Annotated in this window: 16 protein-coding genes and 1 pseudogene; 11 read left to right on the top strand and 6 right to left on the bottom strand. The window is 71.9% G+C overall.

The window, feature by feature from the left end; genetic code table 11:
* Positions 1–17 precede the first annotated feature (17 nt).
* Positions 18–875: pseudogene (locus tag ACFYW7_RS26470) on the bottom strand (D-alanyl-D-alanine carboxypeptidase family protein); the annotation flags it as partial.
* An 88-nt stretch (positions 876–963) separates the two neighbouring features.
* Positions 964–2103 (bottom strand): transcription termination factor Rho, encoded by a 1140-nt coding sequence (rho, locus tag ACFYW7_RS26475; RefSeq protein ID WP_389506614.1) that lies wholly within the window; start codon positions 2101–2103, stop codon positions 964–966.
* A gap of 514 nt (positions 2104–2617) precedes the next feature.
* Here rho and ACFYW7_RS26480 point away from each other — a divergent pair.
* From ACFYW7_RS26480 to ACFYW7_RS26505, 6 genes are all read left to right on the top strand, one after another.
* On the top strand, positions 2618–2749 hold the full coding sequence (locus ACFYW7_RS26480; RefSeq protein WP_389506616.1) for a hypothetical protein: 132 nt from the start codon (positions 2618–2620) through the stop codon (positions 2747–2749).
* Positions 2750–2824: 75 nt separating this feature from the next.
* Entirely contained in the window at positions 2825–4078 is a 1254-nt protein-coding gene (locus tag ACFYW7_RS26485) for a cytochrome P450 (protein WP_389506618.1), read from the top strand.
* Between the two features lie 114 nt (positions 4079–4192).
* Complete coding sequence (locus ACFYW7_RS26490; protein WP_389506620.1) at positions 4193–4939, top strand: nuclear transport factor 2 family protein; 747 nt, start codon at positions 4193–4195, stop codon at positions 4937–4939.
* Complete coding sequence (locus ACFYW7_RS26495; RefSeq protein ID WP_389506622.1) at positions 4936–5271, top strand: YciI family protein; 336 nt, start codon at positions 4936–4938, stop codon at positions 5269–5271. The genes ACFYW7_RS26490 and ACFYW7_RS26495 overlap by 4 nt, the downstream gene beginning before the upstream one ends.
* A complete protein-coding gene (locus tag ACFYW7_RS26500) occupies positions 5268–6527 on the top strand; it encodes an RNA polymerase sigma factor (RefSeq protein ID WP_389506624.1) in 1260 nt (419 codons plus the stop codon). The genes ACFYW7_RS26495 and ACFYW7_RS26500 overlap by 4 nt, the downstream gene beginning before the upstream one ends.
* A gap of 457 nt (positions 6528–6984) precedes the next feature.
* Positions 6985–7470, top strand: coding sequence for a DUF427 domain-containing protein (locus ACFYW7_RS26505; RefSeq protein ID WP_389506626.1), 486 nt, complete (start codon positions 6985–6987; stop codon positions 7468–7470).
* A 102-nt stretch (positions 7471–7572) separates the two neighbouring features.
* Here the strand turns inward: ACFYW7_RS26505 and ACFYW7_RS26510 are convergent, their stop codons facing one another.
* The 3 genes from ACFYW7_RS26510 to ACFYW7_RS26520 all read right to left on the bottom strand — a co-directional run bounded on the left by ACFYW7_RS26510 (position 7573) and on the right by ACFYW7_RS26520 (position 9243).
* Positions 7573–7866, bottom strand: a complete 294-nt coding sequence (locus tag ACFYW7_RS26510) for a hypothetical protein (protein ID WP_389506628.1) — start codon at positions 7864–7866, stop codon at positions 7573–7575.
* A gap of 127 nt (positions 7867–7993) precedes the next feature.
* Complete coding sequence (locus ACFYW7_RS26515) at positions 7994–8893, bottom strand: hypothetical protein (protein ID WP_389506630.1); 900 nt, start codon at positions 8891–8893, stop codon at positions 7994–7996.
* A 116-nt stretch (positions 8894–9009) separates the two neighbouring features.
* Positions 9010–9243 carry a hypothetical protein gene (locus ACFYW7_RS26520; protein WP_389506632.1) on the bottom strand — a complete coding sequence of 78 codons (234 nt, stop codon included), beginning with the start codon at positions 9241–9243 and terminating at the stop codon, positions 9010–9012.
* Positions 9244–9624: 381 nt separating this feature from the next.
* Here ACFYW7_RS26520 and ACFYW7_RS26525 point away from each other — a divergent pair, with 381 nt between their 5' ends.
* Positions 9625–10326 (top strand): SDR family NAD(P)-dependent oxidoreductase, encoded by a 702-nt coding sequence (locus tag ACFYW7_RS26525; RefSeq protein ID WP_389506634.1) that lies wholly within the window; start codon positions 9625–9627, stop codon positions 10324–10326.
* A gap of 22 nt (positions 10327–10348) precedes the next feature.
* The gene (locus ACFYW7_RS26530; protein ID WP_389506636.1) at positions 10349–11125 is read left to right on the top strand and encodes a YqjF family protein; all 777 of its coding nucleotides are present in this window, start codon (positions 10349–10351) and stop codon (positions 11123–11125) included.
* A gap of 20 nt (positions 11126–11145) precedes the next feature.
* Here the strand turns inward: ACFYW7_RS26530 and ACFYW7_RS26535 are convergent, their stop codons facing one another.
* Entirely contained in the window at positions 11146–12486 is a 1341-nt protein-coding gene (locus ACFYW7_RS26535) for a glycosyltransferase (protein WP_389506639.1), read from the bottom strand.
* Between the two features lie 155 nt (positions 12487–12641).
* Here ACFYW7_RS26535 and ACFYW7_RS26540 point away from each other — a divergent pair, with 155 nt between their 5' ends.
* The 3 genes from ACFYW7_RS26540 to ACFYW7_RS26550 all read left to right on the top strand — a co-directional run bounded on the left by ACFYW7_RS26540 (position 12642) and on the right by ACFYW7_RS26550 (position 16538).
* Positions 12642–14717, top strand: coding sequence for a glycosyltransferase family 4 protein (locus ACFYW7_RS26540; RefSeq protein WP_389506642.1), 2076 nt, complete (start codon positions 12642–12644; stop codon positions 14715–14717).
* A gap of 324 nt (positions 14718–15041) precedes the next feature.
* On the top strand, positions 15042–15653 hold the full coding sequence (locus ACFYW7_RS26545) for a sigma-70 family RNA polymerase sigma factor (protein ID WP_389506644.1): 612 nt from the start codon (positions 15042–15044) through the stop codon (positions 15651–15653).
* A 300-nt stretch (positions 15654–15953) separates the two neighbouring features.
* Positions 15954–16538: a DUF4383 domain-containing protein gene (locus ACFYW7_RS26550; RefSeq protein ID WP_389506646.1), complete on the top strand. Its 585-nt coding sequence runs from the start codon at positions 15954–15956 to the stop codon at positions 16536–16538.
* The last annotated feature ends 585 nt before the right edge of the window (positions 16539–17123 follow it).

A 17123-nucleotide genomic window follows, 5' to 3' on the forward strand; every position in this document is an offset into this window, starting at 1 on the left:
GCGGCGACGACCAGGGTGTTGCCGGCGTTGGTGGTGTAGCCGTTCTTGACGCCGATCAGCCCCGGGTACGGGGTCACCCCGTTGGCGCCGGTCAGCAGCCGGTTGGTGTTCTGGATCCCGTACGACGAGCCGTTGCCGGGGAACATCGCCTCGGCGGTGGCGCAGTACCGCGCGAAGTCCGCGTTGCGCAGCCCGGCCCGCCCGAAGACGGCCAGGTCGTACGCCGACGAGACCTGGCCGGGTGTGTCGTACCCGTCCGGCGAGACGACGTGGGTGTCGCGGGCCCCGAGCGAGCGGGCCTTGGCCTGCATCTGGGCGGTGGTGCTCGCCCAGCCGCCGTTCATCGAGGCGAGGACGTGGACGGCGTCGTTGCCGGAGTTGAGGAAGACCCCGCGCCACAGGTCCGCCACGCTGTAGGTGATCCCCTCGGCCACGCCGACCAGACTGCTTCCCGCGCCGATCCCCTCCAGTTCCTCCTCCTTGACGGTGTGCCGGATGTTCCCGGGGATCGCCGGGAGGACGGTGAGGGCGAACAGGGTCTTGAGGGTGCTGGCGGGCGGCAGCCTGCGGTGGGCGTTGTGCGCGGCGAGCACGTCGCCGGTGCCGGCGTCGGCCACCAGCCACGACAGCGCGGAGACGCTCCGGGGGACGTCGGGTACTCCGGCCCGGGGGTGCGCCTGCGTCCCGGTCCGGTAGAGCGCCGAGGAGTGCGAGGCGGCCGGCCCGGGCGCGGCCGGGCCGGCACCGGTGAGTGCGGCGGCCGGGCCCTGCGCGGCGGCCAGTACACCGACCGCGCAGACGGCGGAGCAGGAGAGGGCGGCGCGCGTGACCGCGGAGCGAGAAGCGGCGGCCCGGAGCGAGAATCCGATGGTCATACCGTCAACGTAGGAACGGACGGCCGACACGCCGGGGTGCCCTGGCCGAGTGGCGGCATCGAGTACCCGGATGCCACAGACGAGGGGGTCAGACGGGCAGGGTGGGCTGGACCCGGCGCAGGAAGGCGGCGTTGTCCGGGGTGGCGCGCAGCCGCTCCAGGAGCGTTTCCAGTCCGGCCTGCCCGTCCCGCGTCCCCAGAACGCGGCGCAACCCGCGTACCGCGGTCAACTCGGCAGAGGGCAGGAGGAGTTCCTCGCGGCGGGTGCCGGAGGGGGCGATGTCGACGGCGGGGAAGACGCGCCGGGAGGCCGACGTCCGGTCGAGCCGGAGCTCCATGTTGCCGGTGCCCTTGAGTTCCTCGAAGAAGAAGCCGTCGGCGCGGGAGCCGGTGTCCACGAGAGCCGTGGCGAGGATGGTGAGCGAACCGCCCTCCTCGGCGAGGCGCGCGGCGCCGAAGAGCCGCTTGGGGCCCTGGAGCGCGGCGGCGTCGACCCCGCCGCTGAGAGTGCGCCCGCCCGCCGCCGCAGCGTTGTTGTGCGCACGGCACAGCCGGGTGAGGGAGTCGAGCAGGATCACGACGTCCTGGCCGGCTTCGACGAGCCGCTTGGCCCGCTCGACGACGAGTTCGGCGAGCGCGATGTGCTGCCGGGGCGTCTGGTCGAAGGTGGAGGCGAAGACCTCGCCGCGTACGGAACGCCGCATGTCGGTGACCTCCTCGGGCCGCTCGTCGAGCAGCAGCACCATCAGATGGCATTCGGGGTGGTTGCCGGCCACGGCGGCGGCGATCTGCTGGAGCAGGACCGTCTTGCCGGTCTTGGGCGGGGCGACGATCAGACCGCGCTGCCCCTTGCCGACCGGCGCGAGCAGGTCGACGACGCGTCCGGTCAGCCCGCTCGCCGGGTGCTCCAGGCGGAGGCGGTCACGCGGGTGCAGCGGGGTGAGGTCGCCGAAGTGCGGTCGCCGGTACGGCTCTTGGGTCGAGTGGCCGTTGATCCGCTCGATGTCGGTGAGGGTGCGGGCCCCGCCGCGCACACCTTCCAGGGTGTCTCCCCTGCGCAGGCCGTGACGGCGGATCAGTGCGGGAGAGACCTGAAGGTCGGTGGGCGAGGGCAGGCAGTTCGCGGAGCGCAGGTGCCCCTTCCCGCCGCCGTCGATGTCGAGGACGCCGGTGACCGTCCGGGGTCGGGGTGACTGCTGTACGGGGGGACGTTCGAGTGTGGTGGTCATGGGATGTCCTCTCGGGACGGGGAGCATGTGGCATGCGGAAGGGAGGGGGGAGAGGCCGCGGAGGGAGGGCGCGGGGCGCGCCTCGGGGCGGCGGAGACATCACCTCGGGGAGCCGGGGGCGCGTACGACGAACGTGCGTCCCCGGTCGATCTCGGGAGGTGGTGCTGAGAAGCCTCTGAGCCCGTCGGAACCGACGGCGTCACAGCGGGAGAGGGAAACCTGCACCGGCGCCTGGAAGAAGAGGCGTACACGAGTGCTGATGAGACTGTACCACCGAGAGAGGCACTCGCGCTGTGATCCGGGTCCCGGTCGCGTGGATCCATGATGGCGCCCCGGTGCCCGGTGCCCGGCGCCGCTCGCGGCGCGGAGCGCCAGAGGCGTGATGTCCGCGCGGACGGCCGAGAATGTCCGGCGACAGCCGTTCGGCGAGCGGCTCGGCAGACGGCCGTCTCGGCGATGTCGCCGCGTCCTCGGCCGCGTCGTACCGGCGGCGGGACGCGCCACGCCGCGCCAGGTGTTCGACCACCGCTGTGCCGAGGAGCCGGCCGCCGGACTCGGTAGCGGACCGGTTCACCTCCCCGGCGAGCACGACGGCGACCTCACGCGTCCGAAGGCCTTCGCCGAGCCGCTGCGCACGCTGCTCTGAGCAGGCACAATCGGTCGTCGTACGGCCCGACGGTGTCGTACGAGCGTCAACTCGGCCCGCAGCAAGGAGAATCCGGTGGACACCTCGTCCGGTACGCCGCACCGCCTGGACCCCGCGGGCGGCTGCCCGCACGCCGACAACGCGCGACTGCTCGCGTCGGGCGCCGTCGCGACGGTGGAACTTCCCGGTGCGGTCGAGGGGGCCGCGGTGCTCGGCCACGACGCGTTGAAGGAGTTCCTCGCGCACCCGGAAGTCGCCAAGGGGGCCCGGCACTTCACGGCCCTGACCGAGGGGCGGATAGCCGAGGGCTGGCCCCTGCTGACCTTCGCCACCGTGCAGGGGATGACGACGGCGGACGGCGACGACCACCGGCGGCTGCGCTCCCTCGTCAGCAAGGCGTTCACCGTCCGGCGGGTGGAGCGACTGCGCCCGCGCATCGAGGAGTTGACGTCCGGACTCCTCGACGGCCTGCACGCGGCGGCCGGGCAGGGCGGGGGAGTGGCCGATCTGCGCCGGCACTTCGCGCTCCCGCTGCCGATGGGCGTCATCGGTGAACTCCTCGGTGTCGAGGCCGAGTACCTCGACCGGCTCCACCATCTGTCGAACCAGGTCGTCGCCACGGACATCGGCCCGGAACAGGCCGTCGCCGCCAACCGCGAACTGGTGGCCGTGCTGAGCGCCGTCGCCGCCGCGCGCGCCGAGGCTCCCGGCGACGACCTCACCAGCGCGCTGATCACCGCCCGGGACGAGGAGGGCGACCGGCTCAGCCAGCAGGAACTCATCGGCACCCTGGTCCTCATGATCATCGCCGGACACGAGACCACACTGAACCTGATCACCAACGCCGTACGGGCGCTGTGCGGGCACCGGGACCAGCTGGAAGCGGTTCTCGGGGGCGGGCCGAGCTGGGCGGACGTCGTCGAGGAGACGCTGCGCTGGGACGCGCCGGTCAGCTACTTCCCGTTCCGCTACCCGGTCCGTGACCTGACCGTCGACGGAACCGTCATCCCCCGGGGCACGCCGGTGCTGGCCGGCTACTCGGCCGCCGGCCGCGACCGGGCTGCGCACGGACCGGACGCCGACCTCTTCGACGTCACCCGTCCCGGACGGCCCGGCGCCGCCCGGCACCTCTCCCTCGGGCACGGCGCCCACTACTGCCTCGGCGCCCCGCTCGCCCGGATGGAGGCCACCATCGCCCTGGAACGCCTGTTCACCCGCTTCCCCGACCTCGATCTCGCCGTGCCCGAGGCCGAACTCGCACGGCACGCCAGCTTCGTCGGCAACAGCGTCCGGACCCTGCCCGTACGGCCGGGAGCCTCCCGCCCCTGAACCCCGCGCACACCGGCCGGGCACGCGTGCGCGAAATCTTTCCGCCGCCTGTCGATCCGGCACGCCGCCGTTCGTCGGTGGGGTGCGAGAAGCTCAAGAGCATCGGGAGGAACCATGAAGTACATGCTGCTGGTCTGCGGCGACGACACCGTCGACGCCTCCGGTATGGCGCCCGTCGAACCCTGGGTCGAGGAACTGGGCGCCGAGCGCGGCGTACGGCTCCACGGCCACCGGCTCCGGCTGCCCGCCGACGCGGTCACCGTACGCGTGCGCGACGGTGAGGTGCTGCGCACCGACGGCCCGTTCGCCGAGACGAAGGAGTACGTCGCCGGCTTCGACATCCTCGAATGCGCCGACCTGGAGGAGGCGGTCGCGGCCGCCGCGAAGCATCCGGTCGCGACCGTCGGAGCCATGGAGGTCCGCCCGTTCTGGGACGACGAGGACGCCCCTGGGGAGATCCGCCGCCTCGACGCGGAGCTCACCGAGGCCGCCCGTGAGCGCGACATCGACCGGGCCATGGCCTGCTACGCCCCGGACGTCGAGGTGTTCCACCCCGTGAGCGGCCTGGAGCAGAGCGGTGTCGACGCCCTGCGCAAGGCGGCCGAACTCTGGTTCGCGAAGCTCGCCGGCCCCGTCCACCGCGAGGTGCTCGACCTCCGCCTGCGCGTCGACGAGAGCGTCGCGTTCGGCCACGCCCTGGTGCGCACGCGCGCCACGCTCGTCGACGGCGGGACGCTGGACACCACCGCGCGCGTCACCACGGGCTACCGCGCGGCCGGCGACCGCTGGAGGATCGTCCACCAGCACACGTCGGTGCCGTTCTCCGGGGACCTCCCGGGAACCGGCGGGGACCGCTCGTGAAATACGTCCTCTTCGCCTGCGCGTCCGGCCGAGCAGAGGAACCCGGTCCCGAGGACACCGCCGACGACCCCCGCTCCACCGCGTACGCCCGACAGGTACGCGACGTCCGCAGGGGCGGCGCCCGGCTGTGCCCCCCATCCGACGCCACCACCGTCCGGGTCCGGGGCGACGAGGTCCTGCTCACCGACGGCCCCTTCGTCGAGTCGCGGGAGTACGTCGCGGACATCGACATCGTCGAGGTCGCCGACCTCGACGAGGCCATCGCGCTCGCGTCCCGGCATCCGGCGGCGCTGGGCGGCGGTTCGGTGGAGGTGCGGCCGGTCTGGACGTGAACGAGGACGTCGAGGCGGCGGTCGCCGCGGCGTTCCGCGAGGAGTGGGGCCAGGTCGTCGCCACGCTGATCCGGGTGACCGGCGACTGGGACCTCGCCGAGGAGTGCGCGCAGGACGCCTTCGCCCAGGCCCTCGACCGGTGGCGGCGCGACGGAGTACCGCGCCGCCCCGGCGCCTGGCTGACCACGACCGCGCGCAACCGCGCCCTGGACGTACGGCGCCGGGAGGCGGTCGGCGCGCGCAAACTGCGGGAGGTGGCGGTGTCGACGCGCGACGAGGGGCCGTACGACCCCTACGACCAGGAAATCGGTGAGGAGGGCACGGTGCCCGACGACCGGCTGCGGCTGATCTTCACCTGCTGTCACCCGGCGCTTCCCGCCGAGGCCAGAGTGGCACTCACCCTGCGTACCCTGGCCGGGCTGACCACGCCCGAGATCGCGCACGCCTTCCTCGTCCCCGAGGCGACGATGGCCCAGCGGCTGGTGCGCGCCAAACGGAAGATCCGCAACGCGGGCATCCCCTACCGCGTACCGCCCGCGCACCTCCTGCCCGAACGCACCACGGGCGTCCTCGGCGTGCTCTACCTGCTCTTCAACGAGGGGTACGCGGCCACGGCGGGCACCGATCTGGTGCGGACGAACCTCTGTGCCGAGGCGATCCGGCTCGCCCGTGTCCTGGCCCGCCTGATGCCCGACGAGCCCGAAGTCCTCGGCCTGCTCGCGCTGTTGCTGCTGCACGACGCCCGGCGCGGCACGCGCGTCGACGCGGCGGGCGACCTGGTCACCCTGGAGGACCAGGACCGCGGGGCCTGGGACGGCTCCGAGGTCCACGAGGGAGCGGCGCTGCTGGAGACGGCCCTGCGCCGGGGGCGCCCGGGCCCGTACCAGATCCAGGCGGCGATCGCCGCCTGCCACACGACCGCCGCCACGGCCGGGGAGACCGACTGGGCCGACATCGCGGCCCTCTACGGCGAGCTCCGGCGCTTCGTGCCCTCCGCCGTGGTCCGGCTCAACCGGGCGGTCGCCGTGGGCATGTCCGAAGGCCCCGACGCCGGGCTCGCCCTCGTCGCCGAACTGGAGGCGGAGGGCGAGCTGGACGCCTACCACCTGCTGCCCGCCACCCGCGCGGACCTGCTGCGCCGCGCGGGCCGCGCGACGGAGGCCGCCGAGGCCTACGAGCGGGCGCTCGGCCTGGTGGAGAACGCGGCCGAGCGGAGATTCCTGGAGAAGCGGCTCGCGGAGTGTCGATCGGCGTAGGGGCCCTTCGTGGGTTCCGGGTCGGATACCGGAGGAGGCTCGTCGGGAAAGGCTCAGACCGACACCCCTGAACCGGGCCTTCCTCGGTTCCATGGGGAAGCGTGGTCAAGTCCGCTGCTCAACGGAGCAGGAAACCGGGTGCCTGGTGATCGATCGCCGGCCGCGTCGCACGGTGCGGCCGCGCATCCTCATCAGGGCTGTCCTCGTCCTTCACCCTCAGGTTCCACCGGTGGTCGGCGCCCTCGGCGCCTGCGCACATCGCTGTCCGCGGGACCGCCACCCGCGCCGGCACCGCCTTCGAAACCCACCCGGGACCGTCACCTGCCCGCCGGTGTCCATCCCGCCACGGCACGATGGCCCGATCGGTCCCAGGACATCTCATCCGGGATCCCGGGACGGGGAGAAGAACTGACGAACGCGCTGACCGAGGCGTGTGCACTCAGGGCGAGGAGACGGCATGCCCGAATCCATCGATCGCACAATCGAGTCCGTATGGGACTATCCACGGCCCCCCGCCGTACTACGGGACGACCGCCTCGTCAGGGTCGAATGCGGTAGCCATGTGATCGCCGAGACCCGACGGGCATTGCGGGTGCTCGAGACCAGCCATCCCCCGACGTTCTACATCCCACCGGAAGATGTCAGGTCCGATCTGCTGCTCCCGGCCAACGGCCACTCCTGGTGCGAATGGAAGGGCCCTGCCCGCTACTGGGACCTGATCATCGGCCGTGAAGTACGCGGTCGTGCCGCCTGGAGCTACTCCGACCCTGAACCCGCCTACACGGTCCTCAGGGACTGTTTCGCCTTCTACGTCAGCCGCGTCGACCGCTGCCTCGTCGGCGGCGAAGAGGCGCGGGCCCAGGACGGAGACTTCTATGGCGGCTGGATCACCTCGGACGTGCAAGGCCCCTTCAAGGGCGCGCCCCGAACACAGGGGTGGTAGGGAGAGTTGACGTCGGCTGACCGGAAAGGGAGGGCCGCACGGCCGACCGTGGTTGCGATCGGCCACCCGGCCGTGACCGCGGTGGCACGGGTGCCACCGCGGTCAGCCGTCTCCGCGGTCCGGAACACGACGGGCCGCCTCTGCTTCCGCCGCAGTGGGCGACAACTCGTCGAGCGTGTCCAGTTCGGCGTCTGCCTCCAGCCCGCTTTCCCGGGCCGCGGCAAGGCGCTCCCGCTCATCGCGTGGTTCGGCGTCGACCGTCCGCCGGTCCTGCGGGTTCAGAGCCGCCAGAGATCTGGCCACCGAGTCCATCGGCATGCCGTACTCCTCCTCGCTGGACAGCGTGTTGATCTCCGCCCAGCCCGGCCGATCGGCTTTCGGCCGGTCGCCTGACACGGCTTCGGCACACCCGGACGGCCGCAGCCCGGACGGGCAGCTCCGACGAAGGTCCGTCGTACCGCCGCGGGCCGGACATCGGCGGGGGTCCGGCACGCCCGCGACAGCGCGATCGCCGTTGCCGCGTTCAGGGTCGCAGCAAGGTGACCGTGCCCATGGCGGCAACCTGTTCCCCGGCCTTGACGAGGAAGCGCGAGGCGCCGCCCTCGGCCACCACCTCTACGACCGCCCCGCGGCTTGGCACCGGCCGGTCCAGTCGCACGGCGATGCCGGCCACAGCGGACGGCAGGGCCCCGCGGTAAAGCAGCGTCGCCTGCCTTCCGGCTTCCATGACGGCGAGCGCCGGGAGCAGGGAGGGCCGGCCCGGGAGGAGCACCGGGTGCCCAGGGTCGCAGGGGGCGATCACGAGTCGCCCTTGTGTTCCGCGCGCGAGAAGCACGTCCGGTTCGGCCGACGCTCCCACGGCGGCCGGGGCGGGACGCAGCAGGCCCGGATACGGCGTGGAGGTCACCTCCGGCGGAGGGCGTGAAGGGCGGCCCAGCGTCATGCCGCAGGCGCCGAAGCGCGTGCCGGCGTGAAAGAACTCGGCCGTCAGGCGGTACGCGGCGACAGCACCCACTCGTACGACGAGATCGCTGACCGTGACGTGCACCAGCACGTCCGACGCGGCGCCGCGCTCGACCGGTTGTGCTCTCGGGTCCACTCCCAGGCTCACGGAGACGGGCTGGAGCCGGTTGTCATCCGCTCCCTTGAGATACCGCAACTCCAGGGCGGCGGCGAGCTGGCGGGCAGACTCGGCCATGAGCAGGGGATGATGCGTCACCGCGAGCGCCCGCTCGTTCAGCGCATGCCATCGAGGCCACTGGCACAGTGCTTCGAAGAAGCGGCTTCCCCGTCGGCTCAGCGATTCGACCAGCGTCGCCGACATCGACTGCAGCCCCAGCTCGCGCCATGTCGGCGGCCCGCCCGGCCCCATGCGTCGCCTGGCCGGAACGTCCTCGATCCCACTGCCGAGCAGCTCCGTCACCGAGCTCGTCTCCCTTGTCACCATGTCTCGCATCAGCGTCTTCTCGGTCAGGGAGGCGCGCGCCCGCGGATCGCAGATGCAGGCCGGACGGGGTCGTGGCCGACGCGGCCTGTCGGTCAGCGGTCGGCCACCGTGGAATCGCTCTGCTCGTAGTTGGCCAGCGCCAGCCCGAGGGCGAAGAAGGTGGGCGCCCACTCCCCCACGAAGATGCCCCAACGGTCGGCCCGCTCCAGGTTCTCCTGCTTGTTGGACGCCAGCCAGGAGACGAGCGAAAGGCCGATGGAGCCGAAGGCCGCGGCGTAGGCGTGTTCGCTCTGGACACCCGCATCGTGCAGCTTCTTCACGATCATTGCTGTCCCTCTCATCACGGACCGGTGGAGCATTTTGGGATGCTTTCATCCCTTTTCCGGTCCCATGGCCTCCGCGGATGCACGGACTGACCGCACGCACTCTTCTTCGCGACGAAGCGCGGCCCCATCGCGAAGAAGCAGGCGCGCCGCTTTCTGCCGCCGCCGCGCGGTCCTGCGCGTTTGTGCGAACGGGCTCCACGAGGCGGGAGATGACGGGGCCGCACTGCGCAGCTCACGGTCACACGCCCGTGGGCCGGAACGGAGAGCGGGCGTGAGCTGCCTGAGGCCGGTCCACTGCCGCATCCGGGGATCGATGTCCTGCCGAAGAAGGGAGGCGGGTCGTCCGAGGCCCCGGGCCATCCGGGGTACGGGAGGTATGTCATGGTCATCAGCCGTGCGGGGATCCTGGTTCCCGGTGCAACGGGAGTCCTCGGCACCGCCCTGGCTCTGCGGCTGCACGAGCAGAAAGCCGCCGTGGCCGTCGCGGGCCGCGACCGCGAAGGCCTCGCCCGCGTGTCCCGGGCCTGCGGCGACGCCCCCGCCCGCGCTTTCGACGCGTACGACCTCGAGCAGTGCGCACGCACGGTGACCTGGGCGGCCGGGGAACTCGGCGGGCTGGACGCGGTCGTCGTCTGCGTCGGTGTTGCCGCCTTCGGACCGGCCGAGTCGGTGAGCGACGCCGTGGCCGAGCACCTGTTCACCGTCAATACGCTGGCTCCCATGGCGTTTTTGCGAGCCGCCCTTCCCGTCGTCAAGCCGGGCGGCGTGATCGCGGCGGTCACGGGCGTCGTCGCCGACTCGCCCTCGGCGGGCATGGCCGACTACTCCGCGTCGAAGGCGGGGCTGGCCGCGTGGCTCCGGGGGGTCCGGCGCGAGCGGCGGGCGTCCGGGGTCGCGGTGCTGGAGATCCGTCTGCCCCATGTGGAGACGGGATTCGCCGGCCGAGCCGTTCTCGGAACCCCTCCCGTGCTGCCGGCGGGGCTGCCCGTCGCCGAGGCGGTGGACGCGGTCGTCGCCGCGCTCTCGGCCGGCGCCCGGATGGTGAAGCCGGGCCGTGACACCCCGCTCGACGTCGAGCGGTAGGGCGGGCGGCCGAGGAGCAACCGTGCCCGACAGTGGATCGCCCCGCCGGTACCACCGGACCATGCGCCCCGTGGAGCCGGTGACCCCTCGCGCGCCGCGAGAATTGCGGCGGACCCTCTTCCGGCAGAACTGGCGCGACCTGGTGTTCCTGCACTGGCCTGTGGACCCGTTCCAGGTGGCCGGTCTTCTGCCGCCCGAAACCGTCCCCGACCTCCACAACGGCCGCACGTACGTCGGCCTGGTCTTCTTCCGTATGCGCGATCTCGCCTTCGGTGGCACCCCGGCGATCCCGTATCTCGGCTCCTTCGACGAGGTCAACGTCCGCCTCTACAGCCGGGACGCCCTGGGGCGCCGCGGAGTGGTGTTCCGCTCGCTCGAATGCGACCGGCTGGTGCCCGTCCTGGCCGCCGACGCGTCCTTCCGGCTCCCGTACCGGTGGTCCCGCATCCACAGCCACTGGTTCGACAACCGCCTGCTGTACCGGACCAGCCGCCGCGGAACACCGGACGCCGGGGCCCGCGTGTGGCTCGAGGTGACCAGCACCCCGATGACGCCGGACCCTCTCGAGGAGTTCCTCACGAACCGCTGGGGACTGCACGGACGTGCGTTCGGACGCTCCTACTACCTCCCCAACACCCACCCCGAGTGGTCCTTCCGCCGCTGCTCCCTGCTCGGCTGGGACGACTCGCTCATCGCAGCCGCAGGCCTGTCCCGGCCCGAGGAAGCGCCGGTCAGCGTGCTGTACGCGCCTGGTGTGCCGGTGCGGTTCGGACCACCGGTGCCGTTGCCCGGCACCTGATGCGTCTGTGCCCGAGGCCGTTATGCCTGCCGTGCCGGTGCCCGCTCCCGCATGACCGCGAGCAGACGCGCGGCTCCCCATCGGGGCCCGTGCTCACGGACCTGGCCGGCCAGCTCGGCGGCCCGTGGGCCGGCCGTGACCGACAACGCCTCCAGAGCGGCGCCGATCTCGGCCGGCCCTGCGGAGTTCGGGTCGGCGACAACACCCACGCCCGAGCGCTCCGCGTCGCGCGCCACGGAGAACTGATCACTGGAGAAGGGCAGCACCAGGGCGGGGACACCCGCCCTGACGCACTCCGTGAAAGAGTTGTTGCCGCCGTGGTGGACCATCAGGTCGACATGTTCGAGCAACGCCTGCTGGGGCACCGATGGCACCACCACGGCCCGCTCCCCGGCCAGGTCTGCGAGTCGGTGGAACCGCCCGCCCGCCGCGACGACGACGGCGGCGTGCATGTGGTCCAGCACGCCGCGCACGACAGTGCGCAACACGTCGTCCCGAGCGGACAGGAAGGTCCCGAGGGCCACGAGAACAACCCGCCGACCGTCCCCCCGAAGCCCCTCGAGGCGTTTTCGCCACGCCTCGTCCAGGCACGAGGAAGGCGTCACGGTGTGACCGGCGAAGAGGGACAACGGACCCGGCGCCGGACGGGGGAGCCATGGAAACGCCGGATAGGAGTAGAGGACCGCATAGGGCGACGTCAGGCCGAACGCCCTGGCGGGCCCCGGCCTGGCCGGGGCCCGCCGATGGACGAATTCGTCGAACAGCGCGGTGAACAGCGCGTCGTTCTCCCGCGCGACGGACAAAAGCTCCGACAGTTCCGCGGGAGCGGGGTGCAGCGCCTCGGGCCAGTCGTAGGGCACCCCGAAGCAGGCGTCCGGTCCGGACAGGACATAGCTGGGGTGCCCCGGGCAGAACGTCGCGTACGGCACTCCCAGGCAGTGCAGCGCGAGGGTCACGGGATAGCTGAGCTGGTCGACCAGGTACCAGTCGGGCCTCAGCCGCGCGTCCAGGGCGGCCAGTTCGTCGAGGACACCGTCCGGGTCGGCCAGCATGTCGCTTCGCCGGTGACGCGCCTGGGTGACCAGGGTGCGCACCGGCCCCTGGCGTGTCGCCTCGAGGAATTCGACGAGCCGGGCCGCCTCCTCGGCGTCCTGCTGTGTCGCCTCCGCGACACCGGTGTTGGCGTTCCTGGTCACGGCCAGGGGCACGAAGTGGGCAGCCGCGTCCCGGGCCAACTGCTCGAAGGGCGGGGTGCAGGCGAACCAGACCTCCGCGCCGTTCTCCCGCAGTGCCCGGCAAAGCTCGGCCAGCGGTCGGGCATGGGACAGGAAGGGTGGACTGACGACCAGGACGCGCGGCATGGAATCCCTTCCGTCCCCCGCCGTGCCGGGCAGCCCCGGGCGGGGCGCTCAAGCATCGTAGCCACGTTTCGTGAGCCACCGCCAAGGGTGCATCCGCGTTGTGGTCGGGCGGTGAAACACCGTGGTCAGCTCTCAGACATCCAGGCAGGGATGGGATGACCATGTCCACCGTCTCCTCCGCACACACCGTGGCCCCTCCGGGACCGGTCGGCGTCGTCGCACCCGTCGACTCCGATCCTCTGGTGGCGGCTCGGGCACGGTTCTTCGCCGGCTCCATCGGCCCCGGCGGGTACCGGAGCGCTGACGTACGGGCCTCCGGGCGCGGCGAACTGCTCCAGCTGCTGGAGGCCGAGTACGGGCCGCGGCCGTGGTCCACGGTGGCGGGCGGCGATCCGGTGCTCGACCGGAACGACGCGGCCGTCGCGTCCCTGCGCAGAGCGTGCAGACTCGCGGTACCGCTGAGTCCAGAGGCGCTCCTCGCCCATACCCGAGGTGGCCCGCGCCTCGAGGCGGTCGTCGCCGAGATGTGGCCGGGAGCGGTGCAACGGCACGGCCGAGAACACGCCGAGGCACTGTTGCGGACCCTGGTGACGACTGATCCGGACACGGCCGCTTCGGCGTTCCTCCTGAACTTGGCTGTAGCGGCCGGCCTGTGTCCCCTCACGGCCGCTGAGGCGGCCGAGCTGGCGGGCTCGACGAAGGACCGGGCAGCACGTCACGCCGCCTGGCGCTATCTGTATCTGCTGCCCGACGGCCCCGCGCGACTTCCCGATCCCTCCGCGGCGGAGGACGTCTACGAGCGGCTGCTGATCGCGCCTCCCGCCGTGCCCATCGGCTGGGACGGCTCCCGCCCGGGCAAGCTCGTCGCGCAGACGATGCTCTTGGGCCGGCTGGACAGACCCGGCGAGGGGCTGAGCGGCGGGCTCTCGGTGCTGCTCGGCGGGCTCGGCGACCGGCTCGCCGTCACGGAAGGGATTGCGGGCGTCGTCACCCTGGTCGCCGCCGGACACGACGATCTCGAACGGGATCCCCGCATGGTCCGCGAGCGCGGTCCCGGACACTGGGTGCTGCGGATTCCCGTCGACGCCGCGGGTCCACCCCCACCGTCCGGCATACACCTTCACCGCCCGGCACTCACCTGGTGGGCAGCACGGCTGCTGGGGAGCATGACGCGACCGCTCGACGTGTTGCATGTGCGCTACGCGGACGACGGAAGTCTGGCCATGGCAGAGGCCGCCGCACGGGTCGGCGCTCGCCTGGTCTTCACCGCGGCCCCCGACCCGCACCGGCACCTGGCCGACCGCCACGCCCACCGCTCCCCCCTCGACGCAGAGGCCGCGGAGGAACTCCGGCATGACGTGCACCGTATCTTCGCCGCGGACCGGCTGGTCGACCGCGCGGATGCGGTCGTGGCCATTCCCGGGCAGGGTGGCACGCAGGAGCTCGTACGCCATTTTCCGGTGCTGGCAGGACTGAACGACGGTGCGGGGCCCTCCGCGATCCCCGAGGGCATCGCCCCCTACCGCCCTGCTCCCGACGAGGACGAGCGGCGTGACGCGCTTTTGTCCGCGCTGTTCGGCGGGGGGCATCGGCCACACTCCCTGGACCCTGCGGACCGCGGCCTCCCGTTGCTGGTCAGCGTGGGCCGTCTCCATCCGGTGAAGCAGCAGGACCTTCTGGTCCGAGCCTGGCTGGCCTCAGGTCTGTACGCGACGACCACCTTGGTGCTGGTCGGCGGCGGTCCGCCTCCGGGCACAGCCGCCGAGAACGCCATGCGCGCTCGAATCCGTTCGCTTCTGCTCGGCTGCCCGCGAGCGCGGTCCCGCTTCGCGCTCCTTCCAGCGCTGCCCAACGAGAGCGTCCGCCGGCTGCAACGAGCCCTCGCGGACCCGGCGAACGGCATACGGGCCTGGTACGTATGCCCCAGCGCAAAAGAGGAGTTCGGGATCGCCGTCCTGGAGGCGATGGAGGCGGGGCTGCCTGCGGCAGGGCCACGCCGGGGCGGGGTCACGCACTACCTGCGGGACGGCGTGAACGGCATCCTGCTCGACACGTCGAGTGCGGCAGGGTTGGAAAGCGGACTGCGCAGAATGGCGGCCCTGCCCGAAAGGGAGCGGGAGCGTTTCGCGCGTGCGGGACGCGGCCTGGTCACCACGCGCTACTCGATCGAGGCGATGGCGAACGCGCTGGCTCGGCAGTACGCCGCGGTAAGCAAGGCTGACCAGCCCTGACCAGCCCTGACCAGCCCTGACCGGTGCTGATGCCCGGGCCGCGCGCGGGTGGCGGAGCCTGTCTGTTCCGTCATCCGTGGATGAGCGGCCCACCCGCGAGTGTCCGTGCCGGTCGCCGACGGCTGGCACGCGGCCGTCGCGAGCGGGCGGCCAATACGACGCACAGTCGATGCATGTTGCCAGCTGCATCGATATTTCGGATGGTGGCAGAGCCGGAATCGCCCCGTGCGGACCGGTGCGCCAGACCCCGCAGGCGGTACGGCCCACAGGGGTCGCCCCCTTCGGAGACACGGCGCAGCCCGCCCTGTTCGAGGAGCAGTCGACATGACCTCACAGCAGCTGACCGAGCAACCCCTTGCTCCGCGCACGACTCCCGTTCAGGAGTTTCCCGGCGAGGAGGAACTGGCTACCGCGTTCGCCGAAGGCGACGAGCAGGCCCTTTCCGGGGCCTACCACCGATGGGGCCGCCTGGTGTACACCCTGGCCCGACGCTCACTGGGGGACGCGGCGGAGGCAGAGGACGTCACACAGGTGGTGTTCCTCGCCGCCTGGCGGGGACGGGCCGGCTTCACACCCGAACGTGGCGCCCTGGCGGCGTGGATCGTCGGAATCACCCGCCGCAAGATCGCCGACGCGTTGCACGCCCGGACACGCCGGGCCGACCTGGTGGCGGCAGCGGGCGCCGTCGTGTGCACGCAGGACCGTGCCGGTGAGCCCGATGCGGTGCTGGACCGGGTCCTCATCAGCCACGAGTTGTCAAAGCTCCCCGCGACTCAGAGGCGCGTACTCAGCCTCGCCTACTACAACGACCTCACCCAAACCCAGATCGCCCAGGTCACCGGCTTGCCGTTGGGAACGGTCAAGAGCCACACCCGTCGCGGGCTGCACGGGCTGAACCGTTGCCTCCAGGACGTGGGGGAGAACAGCCGTCGCTGAGCCCCTCCGCTGGTTCTCTCGGGCGGTACAGGCCTCCGATCCGTGACCAGCCGATGCCCCGCCTTCTCGCCCCCATCGCGCTCAAGCGTCCGCCGCTTCCGCGGCGTTGCTCGCGGGGAGGTCTCCTCGCGAATTCTGACAGCGACTTCGTATCCGGCAGGGCTCGGCCGGCTGATCCCCCCCCCCCCCCGCAGAAAGGCGGTGCAACCACTCGGCGACTTTCCGGAGAATGAAGGGACGAACTGTAAGAAAAGGCGCCGCTGTCGCGGGCCTGACTCCTGGTAAGAGAAGGGACGGGCGATGAAGCTCCAGGACGAACTTCCCCTCGACCACCACCTGGCCACCGTCTACCGCTGGGGCTCCGCGTTCTGCGGGGTGGTCCTGCTCGTCTTCGGCATCCTCGGATTCGCCGACGAACTCAGTCCGTTCAACACGAACGGGGACAGCATCGCGGGTATGTCGTCCAACGGCACCCTGAGCCTGATCTCCGTGGCCGTCGGCCTGATCCTGATCGCGGGTGCCGCCATCGGCGGGAACGTCGCCTCCACGCTCAACATGGTGGTGGGCACGCTGTTCCTGCTCAGCGGCTTCGTCCACATCTTCATCCTCGACCGGCCCGCCAACGTCCTCGACTTCGGCATGACCAACGTCATCTTCAGCTTCGTCATGGGGCTGGTGATCCTGACGTTCGGCATGTACGGGCGCGTGTCGAGCAAGCTGCCCCACGACAACCCGTACTGGCAGCGCCGTCACCCGCGCGAGGCCGCCCGGGAATCCCTCGCCGGGCGCCGGCGGCCGGCCCCCGCAGCGGCGCTGCCGACCGACACGGACCGGACGGCCCTGCAGGGAGCGACCAGGTCTCCTGGCTCGCGCCCCGGCCACTGAGGCGTCCGGGCCTGGCCACGGCACGTCCGGCGCCGACGGCACCGTACGCGTGGTGATCTCACCGGTAGCACGATCGCGCAACGACGGCTCGGCCGAACACGCGGCGCTGACCCCGGCCGAGCCGGCCCCCGGGCGACCACTTCCGGTTCTCCGGGCCCCTGCGGCGTCGACACCGATGCCCTGGAGCAGTCCCTCATCGACGTCCTCACCCCCGACGCCCGCCTGGCCGCGGGGCCTCTTCACGGCCGCAAGGGGCCTGCGTCGGAGGTGCTTTCCTGTCCGTTGCTTCAGCCGGAAGGCCGCCCGGTTGAAGCCGGGACAGCCCCCGGTGGGGCTTCTCCGGGTCCGATCTGGGCCCGGAAGGGCAGTGAAACCCCGTGAATGATCAATACGGCCGGGAAGGCACCGTATCTGCTGACCTGCACAGACGAGGAGGAGTAGGGGTGTTCGGGGAAACCAGGGCAACGTTCTGACGAGGGGGCCCTTCGTCGGCGGGGTGAGAACACCTCCCGACGACCGATCGCCGGGAGGTCCGACACCGGCCGCTCGACACCCCGGGAGGCTCCCATGACGGCCCCGGCACCC

The sequence above is a fragment of the Streptomyces sp. NPDC002580 genome, assembly GCF_042889485.1.
GTDB lineage: Bacteria > Actinomycetota > Actinomycetes > Streptomycetales > Streptomycetaceae > Streptomyces.